Below are 18411 nucleotides of genomic sequence, written 5' to 3'. Positions count from 1 at the left end.
AGTCCTCATTTAAGAGTTATAATAGCATGATAAAAACCAGGCTTTATCCAAAAGCCTGGTATACCATTAGTTTGAGTTCCTTAATTCGACTAATGCATCTCGCATTTTTTCTATTTCTTGTTGTTTGATGGTTATCGTTTCTTCGAGTATTTTTTCATATATTTTTAGGATGAGCTGTCCATAATTTGTACCTGGAACTGCCCAGCGACCGTTGAGAGCAACCCATGTTGGAGCGATTCCTCTTGTCACCAAGTCAAAACGTGGGTCTACCTTGGGATAGGTGTTTGGTAGAGGCTTCTTGTTAGCGTAAGCATATAGGTGCTGAATATGTGCTAGCACTCCTTCTTCTGGAGTGGCAAATACTGCTCCTCTAACGTCACCTCCTGTGGCACCAATTCCTGCGAAGTTATTTTGGTTGGCTTTTACAGCCCCAGTAAAACGGAAATAGTTGGTCTCATGAATAGCTTGTGCGTAAGCTACATCTCCTCGAATTCCGTAAGTTTTTCCTAGTGCTATATAGTATTTCCCAAGTAGTGGGGCATTCGAATGAATGGTTTTTACAAATGCATCAAGCTCTTCTGCTTCGATTACAGCAGATCCTTCAATAGAAAGTCCGGTAGGTGTTGGACTTGGTTCTGGAGGAGAAGGAGGCGAGGGTGGGGTTGGCGCTGCGGGAAGGGTTTCTTCAACAAGAATAAATGCTTCCACTCCGTTTTTCTTTATTTGTTCCACATATCTTTCTGCATTCTCTCGGTCTTTAAAAGCACCAGCCTGCACCCTATAGTAGGGTGCTCCATTTAAGGTCGTCGTTACAATAATAGCTGTGATGCCCTTTTGCTGTAAATAGAGCAATCTGGCTTCGGCATTTTTACGGTCCTTAAAGGATCCTGCGATGACTTTATACAAATTGGTTGTCACCTTTTTTGGCAGGGCTAACGCTTTAGCAAGACCCTCTCCAATTGCCTTTGAGATATCCTCCTTGAAGCTTTCATGTAGTAGAAGCTCCCTATCCTGAGCTGTATCCATGAAGAGAAGCTCTAACAAAACAGCAGGCATCTTTGTTTCTCTTAACACATGGAAGTTGGCGGTCTTTATTCCTCTGTCTCTCCTATTGTATTTACCTGTCACCACATTTACTATTTCACGGTGAATGATTTCATGATAGGTGCGTTCCTTACTCGATGTGGAACCACTGTTCCGGTAGCTTTCAAAACCTGTTCCTCCACCTGCATTGTGATGAATGGAGCAGAAGTAGTCCGCTTTTATACTAGTTGCAAGACTTGTACGTGCCTCAAGACTGACAGTAGAATCCCCCTCCCTTGTCATCGAAATTTTCACTTCATATTCTTTTTCCAAATATGCTCTTACTCTTTTGGCTATGTTTAGATTTAAGTCTTTTTCCATTAGTGTTTGGTGCACAGCACCAGGATCCTGACCACCGTGACCAGGATCTAATACTATTATCTTCATTTAGTAAAACCCTCCTTTTACTATAGAATATGCTAGATTTGGAGGTTGGATTGGGTGTATATGGAGGTGTATGAGAGGAATTTTAGTAGAAGAAAGAAGCCCCGTCGAAGAAATGTTTCTCTCCTCAACGGGGCTGTTTTTTTAAAGGATGTGATAACCAGAGTCGACGTGAATGTTCTCTCCTGTGATCCCACGGGAAAGATTGCTAAATAAGAACAATGCGGCATCGCCAACTTCTTCTTGTGTAGTAACTCTGCGCAGTGGTGCAGTCTCTTCAATTTCTTTTAGAATGGAGTTAAAGTCACTTACACCTTTAGCAGAAAGGGTACGAATTGGTCCAGCAGAAATGGAATTCACACGGATTCCCATTTTTCCAAGATCATTAGCAAGGTATTTCACACTCGCATCAAGGCTTGCTTTTGCTACACCCATGACGTTGTAGTTTGGAACAACTTTCTCACCGCCAAGGTAGGTTAATGTAACAATGCTACCGCCTTCTGTCATAATTTCTTTCGCTTCTTTTGCAACAGCAGTTAACGAATACGAGCTGATGTTATGCGCTAGAAGGAAGCCATCTCTTGTCGTGTTCATGTAATCGCCTTGCAGCTCTTCTTTGTTAGCGAAAGCGATACAGTGAGCTACACCGTGAATCGTGCCAACTTCTTCTTTAATTTGCTGGAAGCACGTGTGCACTTCTTCGTCCTTTGTTACATCGCATGGAAGCACGATGCTGTCGTTTCTCTCAAGTGATTCAGCTAGCTCGCGAACACTTTTCTCCAAGCGCTCTCCTGCGTAAGTAAATACAAGACGCGCTCCTGCATCATGTAGGGACCGAGCAATTCCCCATGCAATGCTTCGCTTGTTGGCAACACCCATTACGACATATGTACGTCCATCTAAGGATAAATTCATTATTTATATCCTCCTATTTATATAAGTTATTAGTACCTAGTCATAATTATAGCATATTGTTTTGAAAATGCGAATACGAAAAATTCTATTATAAATACCGCTGTTAATTTCCGCAAAATGGCTAAGCGTCCTGCGGGGTCTCACCAGACGCACTATTTCCCGCTGGAGTCTCCTTCATTTGGTCCAATCAACAGCTATACTCATTAGCCAATAAAAAATAGAGAGGTGCAAGTTGCACGCTCTCTTTAGTCATAATCTCTTCCAAGTAATACTTCTTTTGGTATTTCCGTTCCACGTGTTCCACGGAGGTCTTCTTTTTCTTCGGTAGGATAAAAAATGATAAAGCTTTCTGGGTTTATTTTTGCAAGCTTTCCTGGTATTTTTTCCAGCTGTGGATGCCAGCCGGTTGTACCACGTCTTGCACTTAAAACCACCACAATGTCATCAGCCCGGAAGTTCGGCAGCTTATTTTCATATAGAGCATGCCAGCCTTCTACCCACTCCACAACGGTTGGAGGATTTGGTTTGATTTCTTTCATATGAGCTTTATATGTGTCAGGAAATCCTTTGATACAATAGCATTGAATTGTGGCACCTAGGTTGCTCGCAATTAATTTAATGGTTGCAAGCGCATCCCAGTACCCAGATTTATGATCGATTCCTTTAGGTAGAATGAGCACGATCCGTTTAGTAGTGTTCAGAGGATGACCGAGTTTTGAGATTAATACCGACACATTTGTTTGATCTAGTACTTGATCAATAACTCCACCAAAGATTTTTTGCGGCGCGGTTCTTTCGCCATTCCATCCGGCAACAAGTGTCGTGATTCTTTCTTCTGCAATCGCACGATTAATACCAGTGGCAATATTTCTATCTACCCTTGTAGTAACACGTAAAGGGATATCAGCTCCACTAGAATACGATACTGCCTGACCTAGCATCTTCTCTGCTTTGGCAACATCCACATCTGAGCCCCACATATCACGCTGCACCACACTTAGTGCGTAAAGAGGGTGGTCAATGGAATTGGATTGACGGATGACAAAAGCCAAATCCATTAAGGATTCCATCGTATTTGGGTTTGCAATGGGAATCAAGATTCGCTCCGGTGCATCCCCCTTTTGAACAGGCTTCATTTCCTCTGCAAGCGCAAGGTTACGGCCATATTTTTCCACAAGGTATGGTCCGATAATACAAGTGATTAGTATCATGATGATGACACCATTGACAGTTGCTTGATCAAGTAGCCCTACATTAAAGCCAACTAAGGTTGCGGCAAGAGTAGCTGCTGCCTGAGGTGTTGTTAATCCGAAGATAACAAGCCGCTCATCTTTTGAATATTGATAAAAGATACTCGTAAGCCAGGCAGCAATGTATTTACTAAATAATAGTCCAAGAACAATCGCAACGGTTAAAATCCATGCTTTTGAATTTCCAATGAGCACGCGAAGATCCATCAGCATCCCTACAGATAACAGGAAAAATGGAATAAAAATACTGTTTGCAGTAAATCGAATTCTGTTCATTAGAGGACCTTGATCAAAAATAAAACGGTTAAGCGCGAGACCTACCAAGAATGCTCCAATAATTGGCTGCAATCCAGCAATGAGGGCAAGCGAGCCTGCTGTAAATAGCATGACCATTACATAAATGAATTCCCCTGTTCCCTCTGTTGCGATGTTGCGGAAAAACCATCTAGAAAGATAAGGAGTACCAATAAAGATAATGGCAACAAAAACAATCAAGGAAAATGTCAGCTTGATACCAAAATAGATGTCAAGCTGACCTGCAGCTGCACCTGTTATGACAGCCAGCACAAGTAAAGCAAACGTATCGGTTAGAATACTTCCACCAACAGCTGTTGTAATTGCTTTACTTTTTCCTATGCCAAGACGACTGGCGATAGGATAACCAAGGAGGGTATGAGACCCAAGAATGGAGCCAATTAAGATGGAGGCTGCAACACTATATCCAAGCATTAAACTGATGATCGTTCCAACAATTAGAGGAATCCAAAACGACATCATTCCATATACAATACTGCGGTTTCGGTACTTCTTAAACCCGTCTAAATCCATTTCAAGTCCGGCAATGAACATGATAAAGAGCAATCCAACTGTGCCAAGGAGTTCAATGGTAGAACTTCTCTCTAACACTGCTAGTCCATTAGGTCCAATGATGACACCTGCTAATATTGGTCCGATAAGCCCCGGTATACGCAACAATTTCATGAAATAGGGAAAAATGAAGAAAATAATCATGGCAATTGTAAATACTAATACTGGCTCTTTGATTGGCAGCTCAAACATTCTATCTTCTCCAATCAGAATATTTTATAGTTTATGCTGTTGATTGAAGCAAAAGGCGGAGTCTCTCGCGGGAATGAAGCGAAAGACTTAAGACCCCACAGACGTAGCCGAGGAGACTTACTAATCGCCCCGCAGGACGCGGAGTCATTTTGTGGAAATCAACAGCGGAGTTTTCTATTAATAAGAAAAAATTATACCACGAATTTACTGCACTAACACAGTAATCTGATAAAAAATAACAATAATTTTACATAAGCATACAGGCTATTTGATACAATGAAGAAATTAACAATAGTATTACCTTTTTCCAATTATCACTCTCATATGTATGGAAGAGGTGGAAAAGTTATGTATAGAAGAGGAAGGAGTCGTATATGTAATGAAAATAGATGTTATTGGTGATATACATGGATGTGTAAGAGAGTTCAAAGAGCTTCTTCAAAAGTTAGGGTATACAGTTGAAGCAGGTCATTACTCACATAAAGATGGACGAAAGCTTGCCTTCGTTGGCGACCTGACAGACAGAGGTCCTGATTCTATCGGGGTAGTAAACATGGTCGCCACAATGGTTTTAAGCGGTATGGCCTACTATGTTCCCGGAAACCATTGCAACAAGCTTTATCGCTTCTTATTAGGTAATAAAGTGCAGCAAACGCACGGACTAGAAACAACTGTTGCAGAGTTTGAGGCTCTTTCCGTAGAAGAGCAAAAGGTTTTCCGGTCAACATTTATTGAACTATATGAGAAAGCCCCGCTCTATCAGGTGTTGGATGGTGGGAAGTTGATAGTCGCTCATGCGGGCTTAAAGAAGGAATACATTGGGCAACAGGGAAAGAAAGTGAAAACTTTTGTGTTGTATGGAGATATCACAGGTGAGTTTCACGCAAACGGGATGCCTGTTCGAAAGGATTGGGCACAAGATTACAATGGCGAAGCTTGGATTGTTTACGGACACACACCAGTTCGTGAAGTGCGAGTAGTGAATCGGACCGCGAATATTGATACAGGAGCCGTGTTTGGTGGAAAGCTCTCGTCACTGCGTTATCCTGAGATGGAGGTTGTCTCTGTTGACTCTAGTATGCCGTTTGTACGGGAGAAATTTCGAGAGCTTTGGGATTGAAACACCCTGTTGGTGGCAGCGAGTTTAAAGGTTGGTTTCAAAAGAGGTGTTTGCGTAGGGGTTGGGATTGCAAACACCTCTTTTTTGAAGCCTAGGAGCGATATTTAGGATTTATGAGCGAAAAATGAAATTTGCGAGCGATAATTTTAATTTACGAGCGAATATCCTCATTTACGAGCGAATATCCTCATTTACGAGCGAACCCCAAAATTCATCAAAAACCACCCTTGACCTTACACTCTCACTCATCTATTTCATCCTCGACGATGCCCCTTACTTGTATCGCACCTTGCCAAAAGGAAAAGTCACTTCCCCTGCCCACCGTCCAACATCCTCTTCATATCCCGAGGCAATTCACTACAAAATGTCAGCTCCTTCTCCAAATAAGGATGAAAAAAGGTCAGTTCGCAGCTGTGAAGAGCCTGACGAGTCAGATCACCAACTTTCTGGCCTCCATAAAGCGTGTCTCCAACTAACGGATGCCCAATATGTGCCATATGTACGCGAATTTGATGGGTCCGACCGGTTTCCAATCGGAGAGAGAGATGACTCCATGCTTGTCCCTGCTTCAAGACCTCATAATGAGTAACGGCCACCTGACCGTCTTCTCGAACCTCTCGTTCAATGATACTGGTGTCTTTTCTGCCGATTGGTGCATCTATTGTCCCGACAGCTTCCTTCACTATTCCATGCACCACTGCCTCATATCTCCGTCTCACAGCAAACTTTTTCTGCTGTAAGGAAAACAGGTGATGCGCATGACGATGCTTAGCAATGAGCATTAACCCTGAAGTGTCCCTATCAAGCCTTGTCACAATATGAATGGTAGCTTGAAAGCCTTGCAAACCATAGTAATGCAGGATTCCATTAGCCAGCGTTCTAGAGCGGTGTTCACGCGAAGGAATACTCGAAATGCCTGCATGCTTGTTAATCACAAGGACATATTCATCTTCATACACAATGTCCAAAGGAATGTCCTCTGCTAGGAGATCTTCACTTGGAGACTCTATGGGAAAATACACCTCCACTACATCTCTTTCTTGAAGAGGATAGCGCACAGTAACGGCGCTGCCATTTACAAGCAGCGCCCCTCCGTGAAATTTAATATCCACAAGGGCTGCTTTGGAAATTTGCTTATCTTTTAAGAAATCACGCAAGAGCATCCCTTTGTTTTCTTTTTGAATGGTAAATGTTAGACAGAACCCTTTCATGTTAAGATCCCTCTTATTTATCGGTAATGAATGAATCGCTGACTCGTTTCCAAAAAGGAAATGGGCGGAAACGTGCAAAACGAATTTTCTCTTTTGCCACCCTGCACTGAATCGATTTTACATCCTTATGTAACAGGGTAAGATGGTCAATGGTAATTTGATAATCCACATCATTAACAGGCTTTAACAGACAAGTATGATGCTGGGGCAAAACAAGTGGAGATCCGATGGTCCTAAATACCCTGTTATTGATAGAGGCCATTTCAGCAAGCTGGATGGCTGGCAAGGATGGATGCAAAATCGCCCCTCCAAGTGCCTTGTTGTAAGCCGTACTTCCTGATGGAGTGGAAATACAGAGTCCGTCTCCACGGAAGGTTTCAAACAGCTGTCCTTTAATTTCAACATCCATTACGAGTGTCCCCTCTACACTTTTGACGGTACATTCGTTTAAGGCAAGATAGCGTGCCTCTCTGCCTCCATCATTGTAGCGAATGATAACTTCGAGCAATGGATATTCCACCGTTTGGTAAGGTGTTTTGGCGATTGCGATGACTAGCTTTTCAATCTCTTCCGGTACCCAGTCTGCATAAAATCCGAGGTGACCTGTATGGACGCCAATAAACGCCGTTTTATCGAGTCTACTGCGATAGCGGTGAAACGCGTATAGCAAGGTCCCATCACCACCAACTGAAACAACCAAATCAGGTTGGTCCTCATCATAGGTAAGATCAAAATCTTGTAAATAGGTTCTCATTTTGTGCATCAGTGTATTTGAAACAGAATCCCCTTTGGAGGTTACCGCAAATTTCATATTTTCACCCCTGAATGTTAATCCTTATCCATTTCTTTTTTTCTGGAGAAAATCACTTGTGCTTCTTGAATCTCACCACGTATTTGCGACATTTCGGCATCTAATAAGTAGGCTGCTTCTGCTGCTCGAACGAGTCTTTCTTTTATATCCTGTGGGAATTGTCCACTATATTTATAGTTTAATGAGTGCTCAATCGTTGCCCAAAAGTTCATAGCAAGCGTCCTGATTTGTATCTCTACCAGGATGTTTTTTTCCCCATTGATGGTTTGTACAGGATAACGGACAACCACATGATAAGAGCGGTACCCACTGTTTTTGCGAGAGGACACATAGTCCCTTTCCTCGACAATGTCAAAGTCATTTCGGTTTCGTAAAATTTCTACTACAGTATGTATATCATCCACAAACTGGCACATCATCCGGACACCTGCAATGTCCTGCATTTCATCTTCTAGCTTTTCTAACGGAATCCCTTTTCGCGTTGCCTTGTCCAATATACTTGCAATCGGCTTTACTCTTGCAGTGACAAATTCAATTGGTGAGTGTTCTGATTGCATCATGAACTGGCCGCGCATCCCCTTTAATTTTACCTTCATTTCATCAATCGCCTGTTTATAAGGCGCCAAAAACAAATCCCAATGTTGTATCATAATTGGCCATACCCCTTAAAAAATCTCGTTTACTCTTCTCTCCATCTCTTCACCATAATTGGCATTATCTCTAATGTTATCTATTAAATATCCTAATTCCTCTTCTATATTGGTAAGCAGTAAAGCTAGATCTCCTACCACAAGGACCACCACTTTTTTTTCAACCAATGCTGTTTTCATATCTTTCCAAAATTGATCCTTTATGCTTACATAAATAAACTCAGATGCTGTTTCAAGCTTATAAATAAATGCCAGGTTATCAGAATCTACTAGCATTTGGTTGCTGGCAGTAACCCCTTCTAATGAAAAGGGTGCGTTGTCTGCCTCAAGCAAAAGTTGTTGTTCTTTCCATGATGTTTTTGTAATTTCTATTCTTTTTTGCATAATGATCTCCTTCCAACCAAATTCCTAATCATATATTATCATACTTCCCAGTCTGCAACGAAATGGAAACATGGATTTTTCCTATTTGTTTTTTCGTAAGCTCTTTTCTCCAAGCTCTTTTCTAAAAGATTGTTGCTAAAACCCTAATAAAAAGTCGGCTCTAGGACTTTTCCACTCATGAAGTAAAGGAAAATTGCCACATATTTATAACTCCTTAACGAAAAGAGCACGACACCACCGTTGAATACGAAGGTACTAAATATACTTCTGAGCAACAAAGTTTGCGAAAACAACCTTTCTCAAAGCTTGTTGTTGCAACAAAGTATGTATAAACAGCCTTTTAGTAGTAAAAGAATATCGTTTAGGATTGCCAATCTTTTAAATGAGCGTAATAATAGAAGTAATTATAACGAAGAGAGGTCGTTTTGTATGAGCCACCAAGAACTTGAAATTGAATTTAAAAACCTGCTGACCTTTGATGAATTTACCTCCCTTTGTTCAGCATTTAAAGTCGAGCCTGAGCATTTCTTTGAACAAGTCAACTATTATTTTGATACACAAGATTTCTCCTTAAAATCAAAAGGCTGTGCTTTGCGCGTCAGGATCCTCGGTGAGAGCCATACCTTAACACTTAAACAACCAGCAAAAGACGGAAAGCTAGAAACTCATCAGGCGATAAGCGAAGATGACTTTCACCACATGCAGAATCATGGCGGCATAGTAGATGGAGCCATTTTTACTATTGTTAAGGAAGAGCTTATGATTGATCCTTCTTCTTTCACTTTTTTCGGATCATTAAAAACTAACAGAGTGGAAGTCCCATATCAAGATGGGTTGTTGGTGCTTGATGAAAGCCATTATCTTGATACTAGTGACTTTGAATTAGAATATGAAGTAAAAAGCTATGAAAAAGGAAAAGAAGTGTTTCAGGAACTCTTAAACGCGTACGGAATCACTGTTCGAGATACGAAAAACAAGGTTGCCCGTTTTTATGAGGCAAAGGGTTGTTCGTTAAAAGAAAGTGGTGATTTAGTGTGAATGTGGAACATTTGCGGTCGATGATGCAACTCCAGGCATTGCAAGGAATGTCATCCAAAAGTAATACCAGTACACCAAACTCCCAACAGCATTTTGCTGACATATTGGAGAGCTTATTAGCAAATAGCGGTGACAAGCAACAAGCTACGTCGTTTTCGTCCATGCCTCCTAGCATGCCATTTGTACATCCCTTGAACACAGCAGAGCTATTGAACAAAGTAAATTCTTTCAGCTTGGATCATACTCCTGCTCCTGTTCCTATCACTCATAATCCTCTTACGAATGGATCTGATTTTGAAGAGATCATTCAAGAAGCTGCAAGCCGTTTTGGAGTTGATCCAAAACTGATCAAATCCATCATTAGGCAGGAATCCAGTTTCAATCCAAATGCTCTCAGTCATGCAGGTGCGGCAGGGTTGATGCAATTAATGCCTGGTACCGCTAAAGGGCTCGGTGTTAAAAACTCCTTTGATCCCTATCAAAACATTATGGGCGGCACTAAGTATATCAAGCAGATGCTTGATAAATATGATGGAAACGTAAAACTAGCTCTCGCCGCTTATAATGCAGGTCCAGGTAATGTAGATAAATATAACGGCATTCCACCATTTAAAGAAACGATGAATTATGTTCGGAAAGTGACGGAAAGCTTTCACACCTAACCACCTTTTTTAAGGTGGTTTTTTTCTATTTTTCTTCCCAGCTTCCTCCCTTTTTTCCCTGTTTTTTGCAAGCGTGGAATCGAATTGTTTGAGATATAATAATCACATTGCTAAAATATATATACAATCGTTACTTTAAACACATGAGGAGTTAACATATGAATCCCATCTCATCACCCTATGAAATGTTAGGCGGAGAACAGATTATCCATCAACTTGTTGATGCTTTTTATGAACGTGTTGGTCAGCATCCGAGCTTAGCTCCAATATTTCCAAATGATCTGTCAGAAACGGCGAGAAAGCAGAAACAATTTCTCACTCAGTATTTAGGAGGTCCTGCACTTTATACAAGTGAACATGGTCATCCAATGTTAAGAGCACGCCATATGCCTTTTGAAATTACGCCTAAGCGTGCCAATGCTTGGCTGTCCTGTATGGAAGAAGCAATGGACGAAATTGGACTAGAAGGTCCTCATCGAAAAGAATTTTTTCAGCGTTTAGTTTTAACGGCTCAGCATATGATTAATACCCCAGACAAACCTGAAGAAAAGGAAGATTCAATGTGACCTGTCATGATAAGAAGTTGTTTTATTTAAAAAACATACAGCACACGACAAATAAACCAATTGAAATATACTTTTTTATTGATCCACTATGTCCAGAGTGCTGGGCATTGGAGCCAATGTTGAAAAAGTTATATGTTCAGTTTGGCCAGTATTTTACGATTAAGCATATTGTAACTGGTAGACTAACCTCCTTAAACCTAGCTAAAAAGCATTATGCAGCATCCATGGCCCAGGTTTGGGAGAGAACTGCCACTCGTTCTGGAATGTCCTGTGATGGGTCCTTGTGGCTTGAAAACCCAATCGAATCGCCCTATGTGGCCTCTGTGGCTATAAAGGCTGCCGAGCTCCAAGGACGCAGAGCAGGAATTAAGTTTTTGCGAAAAGTACAAGAGGTTCTTTTTTTAAAGAAACAAGACATCTCTGAGCTTTCCGTGTTGAATTATTGCGCACAATCTGTTGGACTTGATATGGATGAGTTTGAAAAAGACATGCAAGGTGATTGTGCATCTAAAGCATTGAATTGTGATTTCAAGATTACAAATGAAATGGAAGTATCCGAAATTCCTACCCTCGTTTTCTTCAATGAAAATATTGAAGAGGAAGGAATTAAAGTGTCGGGCTATCATTCCTATGAAGTCTATGTCCATATTCTGCAAGACATGCTCGGAGAACAGCCGTTTCCGAAGATGCTTCCACCTCTAGAGGAGTTTTTAAAGCAATTTTCTTTTGTAGCAACAAAAGAGATATCTGTTGTGTATAATCTACCTATAGCAGAAGTGGAGCACGAGCTTAAGAAACTGCAACTAGCGCAAAAAGTTGAAAAGGTCCCCGTTAAATACGGAACATTTTGGAAATATATAGAAAAGTAAACAAACACACTAAAAACCAGGTTCATTCGAACCTGGTTTTTTTAGGCTTCTGCCGTGCCCGTCTAATCATTAAATTCATATTATTTCTATTAGATAGAGGGGGAGTAATATGAAAAAAAATGATAAATCAATAGATCATTGTTTGTGTGCTTCAAACAAAGCAACAATTGTCCGTAACCAAACAAATAAGCCAACAGAGTTTTGCTGTCCTACGTATGCATCCTACTTAGAAATTCAGCGAAGAAAAAAAGCTTGCAACTGTCCCCCTGGACCTCCAGGGCCACCTGGTCCAAAGGGGTCAGAAGGTCCTCCTGGAACTTTCTCTCCTGTTTATGGGAATATCTTCGATAACGCTGAACAAACACTCGGGCGTGGATCAAATGGAATAGTAAGATTTAATCAATTTGATCAACCAACTTCTGTATTATTTGGCGGGGTTACTGCTACAGCCACATCCTTAACAGTACCTGTAGATGGGGATTATGCAGTCTATTGGCAAAATGCTGTTGTCACTAACACTAGAATTCAGCATGCTGCTTTTGGTGTATTTGTTAATGGAACACTACAGGATTCCACTCGATCAGGTTTATCATTGTTTACTGGTCAAGAAAATTCATTGGTAGGGGTAGGGTCTTTCTCGATTCTATCATTGAAGGCTGGTGATGTAATGACACTTCAAGCTTTAATACCTGCAACGAGCAATCAAACCATTATAAATTTATCATCAAATGTACAATACCCACCTTTTGGAGGAACGGCCGATCAACCTATTAACAGCGCTTCCCTTAAAGTTATTAAGTTAGGACCAACATAAAACAAAAAAAGCCCCGGTCAACGGGACCAGGGCTTTTTTGTGTCATTAAAGACAACAAAGGGGATGGGAGAAATTTTTCACGGTCAAACAAAGGGGTATATGTTTGTTTGTGAATCGTTTCACAGTTAATAATATATCAGATGTTGTCGAGTTTTGACAAGAGGTTAGACCTCTGTTTCACAACTTTGTCACAATAAAAATTATGGAATGGTTGGAAAAGAATTAGCGTACATATAAACAATGGAATGGACAAAGCTTAAGAAGGAGGAAACCAATGGCGAAAATCCTTTTAGTACTATGTATTTTTTTTATCATTTTTAGTTTTTTTATCAATACATTGGGTTTAATGAAAATGTATCCGATTTATTTGACCTCCCCTTTATTGTTTCTATCATTATTTCTGTTTATCTCTCTATTGAATAACAGAAAGCGATTTCGAGGATATAAATAACCACCTTACACAGCAGGGCTGCCATAAGGTGGTTTTTTTTATTAGCTCTGTTAAATTATTACGCAGTAGCAACAAAGAATGCGAAAATAGCCTGTTATTAAGAGAGCAACGCTTCCATCTCTTTAAGCTTCTCTTCAAAAACTTTACATGCTTCTTCAATTGGAGTGGTTTGTGTCATATCCACGCCAGCTTTTTTCAGTACTTCAATCGGATAATCAGAGCTTCCAGCTTTTAAGAACTCTAGGTATCGTTCAACAGCTGGCTCGCCTTCTTCTAAAATTTGCTTACTTAGCGCAGTTGCTGCACTGTACCCAGTAGCATATTGGTACACATAATAATTGTAATAGAAGTGAGGAATTCTAGCCCACTCTAAGCCAATTTCTTCATCGATCGTAATATCATCACCAAAATACTTTTTGTTTAGTTCATAGTAGGTTTCTGTCAATAAGTCAGCTGTAAGCGCTTCTCCGTTTTGCGCAAGTTCATGAATCTTATGCTCAAATTCAGCAAACATGGTTTGACGGAAAACAGTACCACGGAAGCCCTCTAAGAAGTGATTTAGTAAATATAGACGTTTCTTATCATCGTCGATAGTTTTTAATAGATAATCATTTAACAACGCTTCATTACAAGTTGAGGCAACCTCAGCTACGAAGATGGAATAATTCCCATAAGGATATGGCTGAGTTTTCCTTGTATGGTAGCTATGAACGGAATGACCGAATTCATGTGCAAGCGTAAACAGGTTATTTACATTGTCCTGCCAATTCATTAGAATGTATGGATTGGTTCCATAAGTCCCTGAGGAATACGCTCCAGAACGTTTCCCTTTGTTTTCATGGATGTCTACCCACCTGTTATCAAAGCCTTCTTGGACAATATCCAAGTACTCTTGACCAAGTGGCGCTAGACCTTTGACTAAATATTCTTTCGCCTCATCGTAGCTCACAGTCATATTTGCTTCTTTGATTAACGGTGTGTAAAGGTCATACATATGCAACTCATCAAGCTCTAACACCTTTTTACGAAGCTTTACATAACGATGCAAGAGGTGAAGGTTTTTATTGATGGTATTTACAAGATTATCATACACCGTTTCAGGTATATTGTTGTTGCTAAGTGCTGCCTGGCGAGCAGAGTCATAATTGCGAACCTTTGCTTGGAAATTATCTTTCTTCACAGCTCCACTTAATGTACTGGAAAATGTGTTGCGGTAATTTCCATATGTCTCATAAACTGCTTTAAATGCATTCTTACGCACTTCCTGAACTTCACTTTCTAAAAAGCGAATATAACGACCATGCGTGATTTCGACTTCTTCCCCATTTTCATCTTTTACAGAAGGGAACGTCAAATCCGCATTGTTTAGCATGCCAAATGTGTTAGAGGAAGAAGACAACACTTCCGAAGCTTCTGCTAAAAGTGCTTCCTCTTTTGCAGATAATACATGCGGACGTTGGCGGTTTATTTCATCTAAGGAATGCTCATACAATTTTAGCTCTTCTTTTTCTTGTAAGAACGAGGAGATCTCCTCTTCCTTCATGGTCAAAATTTCTGGAACAACAAAGGATAATGCACTTGCCACCTGTGTATAAAGATTAGCAGCTCGATCATTTAGCCCTTGATAGAAGGAATTAGTTGTATCCTGGTCATAACGCATATGTGCATATGTATAAAGCTTTCCTAATCTGCTTGAGATAGAATCTTGGTATTGCAAGGCTTCATACAATGTATCGGCAGATTCTGAAAGTTTTCCTTCATAATCTTTGATTTTTGCAATCAAGCCCTTCACTTCTTGAAATTCCGTCTCCCATTCTTTATCACTTTCAAAAATATCCTCTAATCTCCAAGTGTCTTCTACTGTGATATCTTTACGTTCCTGAAGTTTTTTTACTGCAGTTTGTTCTGCCATTTTAAAGGCCCCCTCCATTACTAAAAATTTCTTTCCTTAAACCTATTCGACGCGAGCTTATTATTCCCTTTTTTCTTTTCGCAACCCAAATAAATCTCTATTTCTTTTTCATGACTTTTTCCAACAGAATTTGATCTTCCTGGACAGCTTGTTCTAATGAGTGCATCGGATTTTCTGCTTTTAATTTTTGGTAGGTGAGAGAATCCATCTTTTCTAGGTGTCCAATGTTCACAAGGCAGTCTAAATACTCTATTATCGCGTTTTCATAGGAAAGGTGATGGAGGAGAGGAAGTACACGAGGCATTATTTGCTTGTTCCTTATTCTGTATCGGATTCGTTCGAAAACAGATGGTAAGTGGATCGTCGATTTTGCGGGAAGGGTAAAAATATTATCAAAATAAACCCAAGCCTGCCACTCTAGAAGAGGGGTATGCATCAAATAAAAAGAAGGTACAGGTAAACCGATTGCTGCTGGAATTAAGGAAAGGGGAAGATGCAGTTTTTGATAACAGTAACGCTGCAGTAGGGAGTATTGTTTAGAAAAGGAATATTGATAGCGCCATTTTTTCTTATAATGGAGATAATGGGCCATCCACTTGAAAGAGGTTGGATGTGGCTTTTGGGGAAGATATTCGAGCCAAGTGGAAGATTTTATCCAATGAACATACGTATTTGAACTGTTTAGGCAGAATTCTGGGATAAGGTAATAAAATTGTTTTTCTTTAGGGCAAAAGCTGAGAATAAATGGAGGGCTTTTCTTATTGGGTTGCTGGAGAAATTGCCAATGAAAGGGATTAAGTTTTATGGCTGAGTAGGTAGGACCTAGCTTTTCTTTCCCGATAATCCAAATTGGGATAATGGATGCATTTTGATATAGCTTTGTTCTCTTCATAAATTCGCTAGAGGAAAGATTCGAACATTGAAACTCGAAGGCATAAGACCTTTCCTGACTTTGAACAAATACATCTGCCCGCTGATTGGTTGAAGGTACAACATATTCCATCTCGATATGAGGAAATCCTTGAAGCTTTTCGTATAACTTTGCCTTTCCCTCTAAATGATAGAACGATTCTGGCTCTGTTGATGCCTTGCACTCCTTGTTCTGGTGAGCAAAATGAGCTCTTCTAACATTTCCTTGCTTAAGTAGGAGCTTATTTTCACAAGCCGGGCAATAGAAGCTTTCTCCTTTGGTGAGCTTATGGATATCATCACGCAACGAAACATGCAATAAAGAGAAAAAAGATCCATCCTGTTTTCTTGCAACAAACATTCCATCAATCCTTTCCATTTTTAATGTGTTCCCTATACCTATTCTCCACCATTTGACAAATACCTTTTCATTCTCGGAAATTTCGCGGGAAATAAAAGAGGCTGGGTGAAAACTTAAAAACACTAATAAAAAGACGATCAATATTAATGCCCACTTAAATACCGCTATTGATTTCCGTGCAAGACTTCGCTTTCCGCGGTTGACCCGTGACCCTCCTTCGGCTTCGCCTGCGGGGTCTCACTTTGGCCACTTCTTTAAGCAGGAGTCTATGTCTTGCACTCCAATCAACCGCTTGTGTCATCTAAGAAGTAAAAGCATAAAAAACCGAACTGATTTGATCAAATACTCCAATCAGTTCGGTTTTTACTTAGGCTAAAACACTTTTATCCCAGCCTCTTTCAAAGAAGTGGCGACGCTAACCTTGCAAGCGATTCGAACACTTTCTGATAAAATGGTCTGTTTGCAAAAACGGCCTTTACAATTTGCTTGGATTCCTTGAGATCATTTTCATAGTCTTCTACTAATGTGTTGACACTTTGAGTGTTATAAAGAAACGCATTCACTTCAAAGTTTAAGTGGAAGCTTCGCATGTCCATATTGGCAGTACCAATGGAAGCAATTTCTTCATCCACAATAACAACCTTACTATGTAAAAATCCCTTTTCATAGTGAAATATTCTAACGCCTGCATCCATCATTTCTGGAAAATAAGAACGGGATGCATAATAAACAATTCGTTTATCCGGGCGTTTAGGTACTAAAAGACGCACATCTATTCCACTTAAAGCGGCCACTTTTAATGCTGTGAAAATATCATCATCTGGAACAAAATACGGGGAAGCAATCCAAATAGATTTTTTGGCAGAGGTAATCATGGAAAAGTACAAGCTTTTAATTACTTCCCATTCTTGATCAGGGCCACCAGCAATCATTTGTACACCACCATAATTTATCTCTTCATCAATGGTGGGTGTCAGATAACTAGGAGTTAAAAGCGATTCGTCTGTTGCGTAATACCAATCTTGAAGAAAAATTAGCTGCAACGTTCTAACTGCTTCTCCTCTCACAAAAAGGTGTGTATCTCTCCAAAAACCGAAATACTTATCTCTCCCAAGATATTCATCTCCAATATTTAATCCCCCAACAAAACCCACTTCTCCATCAACGACTATAATTTTACGGTGATTTCGAAAATTTATTTTATTGTTAAAGACAGGTAAACGAACAGGAGAAAACGGGACAATTTCCACCCCTGCTGCTCGTAATTCTTTTATGTATTTCCCTCCCAGCTGAAAGCTTCCAACTGCATCATACAAAAACCGTACTTGCACTCCCTCTTTTACTTTCTCCATTAATAGGTCTTTCATTTGTTCCCCAATTTCATCATCACGGACAATATAATATTCTAAGTGAATATGATGGGTTGCTTTCGATATTTCCTCTAGAATTCTTGTAAAGGTTTGATTGCCATTAGTTAGCACTACTGTTTCTGTTTGAAAGGAAATAGGGCTTCTTCCGATGTTTTGGGAAAGCTGGAAGATGCCGCGCTTTCCTTCATCTAGAAGACGACGCTCTTCTGAGGAATATTCCTTATTACCTTCCACTTCGACAAGAACTTCTTTATCAATGAGAGCCTTTCTTGCGAATAAGCGTCTTTTGCGAATATTTCTTCCAAAAAGCAAGTAAAAAAAGAAGCCAAGTACCGGAAAAGCACCTAAAACGACGAGCCAAGTTAAGGTTCTTGTTGGATGACGGTTTTCTAAAGATATTAAAAAGCCAATGAATACAACTGATATGGTAAATAAAATGGAGATTGTCCCTAACAGCCAGCCTTCCCAAAGTCCACTTGTAGCAAAGAGGACTGCTCCGATTGCTAATACAAACACCAATACATGGATGGTATTTTTCACACGTGCTTCATCTCCTATGTATCCCTTTATTTGAAAAAACCGATTTCAACAG

16 protein-coding genes are annotated in these 18411 nt (G+C 40.2%); 6 read left to right on the top strand and 10 right to left on the bottom strand.

Annotated features, from left to right (window positions below; genetic code table 11):
• Positions 1 to 66: 66 nt before the first annotated feature.
• The 3 genes from FIU87_RS06865 to FIU87_RS06855 form a co-directional block, all read right to left on the bottom strand.
• Positions 67 to 1470: an N-acetylmuramoyl-L-alanine amidase gene (locus FIU87_RS06865; RefSeq protein WP_152443891.1), complete on the bottom strand. Its 1404-nt coding sequence runs from the start codon at positions 1468 to 1470 to the stop codon at positions 67 to 69.
• 141 nt (positions 1471 to 1611) lie between these two features.
• Positions 1612 to 2382 (bottom strand): enoyl-ACP reductase FabI, encoded by a 771-nt coding sequence (gene fabI, locus FIU87_RS06860; RefSeq protein WP_152443890.1) that lies wholly within the window; start codon positions 2380 to 2382, stop codon positions 1612 to 1614.
• Positions 2383 to 2627: 245 nt separating this feature from the next.
• Positions 2628 to 4691, bottom strand: coding sequence for a cation:proton antiporter domain-containing protein (locus FIU87_RS06855; RefSeq protein WP_152443889.1), 2064 nt, complete (start codon positions 4689 to 4691; stop codon positions 2628 to 2630).
• Between the two features lie 379 nt (positions 4692 to 5070).
• Here FIU87_RS06855 and prpE point away from each other — a divergent pair, with 379 nt between their 5' ends.
• A complete protein-coding gene (prpE, locus tag FIU87_RS06850; RefSeq protein WP_152446453.1) occupies positions 5071 to 5811 on the top strand; it encodes a bis(5'-nucleosyl)-tetraphosphatase PrpE in 741 nt (246 codons plus the stop codon).
• Positions 5812 to 6116: 305 nt separating this feature from the next.
• On the opposite strand, the gene FIU87_RS06845 is transcribed toward prpE, so the two are convergent.
• The 4 genes from FIU87_RS06845 to FIU87_RS06830 are packed head-to-tail and all read right to left on the bottom strand — an operon-like array spanning position 6117 to position 8867.
• On the bottom strand, positions 6117 to 7022 hold the full coding sequence (locus FIU87_RS06845; protein ID WP_152443888.1) for an RluA family pseudouridine synthase: 906 nt from the start codon (positions 7020 to 7022) through the stop codon (positions 6117 to 6119).
• A gap of 13 nt (positions 7023 to 7035) precedes the next feature.
• Positions 7036 to 7833, bottom strand: a complete 798-nt coding sequence (locus FIU87_RS06840; protein WP_152443887.1) for an NAD kinase — start codon at positions 7831 to 7833, stop codon at positions 7036 to 7038.
• 17 nt (positions 7834 to 7850) lie between these two features.
• Positions 7851 to 8483 carry a GTP diphosphokinase gene (locus FIU87_RS06835; RefSeq protein ID WP_301538657.1) on the bottom strand — a complete coding sequence of 211 codons (633 nt, stop codon included), beginning with the start codon at positions 8481 to 8483 and terminating at the stop codon, positions 7851 to 7853.
• Between the two features lie 15 nt (positions 8484 to 8498).
• The gene (locus FIU87_RS06830) at positions 8499 to 8867 is read right to left on the bottom strand and encodes a UPF0738 family protein (RefSeq protein ID WP_152443886.1); all 369 of its coding nucleotides are present in this window, start codon (positions 8865 to 8867) and stop codon (positions 8499 to 8501) included.
• Positions 8868 to 9296: 429 nt separating this feature from the next.
• Here FIU87_RS06830 and FIU87_RS06825 point away from each other — a divergent pair, with 429 nt between their 5' ends.
• The 5 genes from FIU87_RS06825 to FIU87_RS06805 all read left to right on the top strand — a co-directional run bounded on the left by FIU87_RS06825 (position 9297) and on the right by FIU87_RS06805 (position 12816).
• A complete protein-coding gene (locus FIU87_RS06825; protein WP_152443885.1) occupies positions 9297 to 9905 on the top strand; it encodes a CYTH domain-containing protein in 609 nt (202 codons plus the stop codon).
• Positions 9902 to 10567: a lytic transglycosylase domain-containing protein gene (locus FIU87_RS06820; RefSeq protein WP_253905530.1), complete on the top strand. Its 666-nt coding sequence runs from the start codon at positions 9902 to 9904 to the stop codon at positions 10565 to 10567. Before FIU87_RS06825 ends, FIU87_RS06820 begins: the two co-directional genes overlap by 4 nt.
• A 158-nt stretch (positions 10568 to 10725) precedes the next feature.
• Positions 10726 to 11133 (top strand): globin domain-containing protein, encoded by a 408-nt coding sequence (locus FIU87_RS06815; protein WP_152443884.1) that lies wholly within the window; start codon positions 10726 to 10728, stop codon positions 11131 to 11133.
• 17 nt (positions 11134 to 11150) lie between these two features.
• Positions 11151 to 12002 carry a ClpXP adapter SpxH family protein gene (locus tag FIU87_RS06810; RefSeq protein ID WP_253905529.1) on the top strand — a complete coding sequence of 284 codons (852 nt, stop codon included), beginning with the start codon at positions 11151 to 11153 and terminating at the stop codon, positions 12000 to 12002.
• A gap of 109 nt (positions 12003 to 12111) precedes the next feature.
• A complete protein-coding gene (locus FIU87_RS06805) occupies positions 12112 to 12816 on the top strand; it encodes a hypothetical protein (protein WP_152443882.1) in 705 nt (234 codons plus the stop codon).
• Between the two features lie 548 nt (positions 12817 to 13364).
• Here the strand turns inward: FIU87_RS06805 and pepF are convergent.
• From pepF to cls, 3 genes are all read right to left on the bottom strand, one after another.
• The gene (gene pepF / locus FIU87_RS06800) at positions 13365 to 15179 is read right to left on the bottom strand and encodes an oligoendopeptidase F (protein ID WP_152443881.1); all 1815 of its coding nucleotides are present in this window, start codon (positions 15177 to 15179) and stop codon (positions 13365 to 13367) included.
• 97 nt (positions 15180 to 15276) lie between these two features.
• Positions 15277 to 16467 carry a competence protein CoiA gene (locus FIU87_RS06795; RefSeq protein ID WP_152443880.1) on the bottom strand — a complete coding sequence of 397 codons (1191 nt, stop codon included), beginning with the start codon at positions 16465 to 16467 and terminating at the stop codon, positions 15277 to 15279.
• Between the two features lie 380 nt (positions 16468 to 16847).
• Positions 16848 to 18359 (bottom strand): cardiolipin synthase, encoded by a 1512-nt coding sequence (cls, locus tag FIU87_RS06790; protein ID WP_152443879.1) that lies wholly within the window; start codon positions 18357 to 18359, stop codon positions 16848 to 16850.
• Positions 18360 to 18411 lie beyond the last annotated feature (52 nt).

This window comes from Bacillus sp. THAF10 (assembly GCF_009363695.1).
In the GTDB taxonomy this organism is placed as follows: Bacteria; Bacillota; Bacilli; order Bacillales; family Bacillaceae_I; genus Sutcliffiella_A.
The sequence above is the reverse complement of the archived record's forward strand: the minus strand, read 5'-3'. Positions and strand labels throughout refer to the sequence as shown.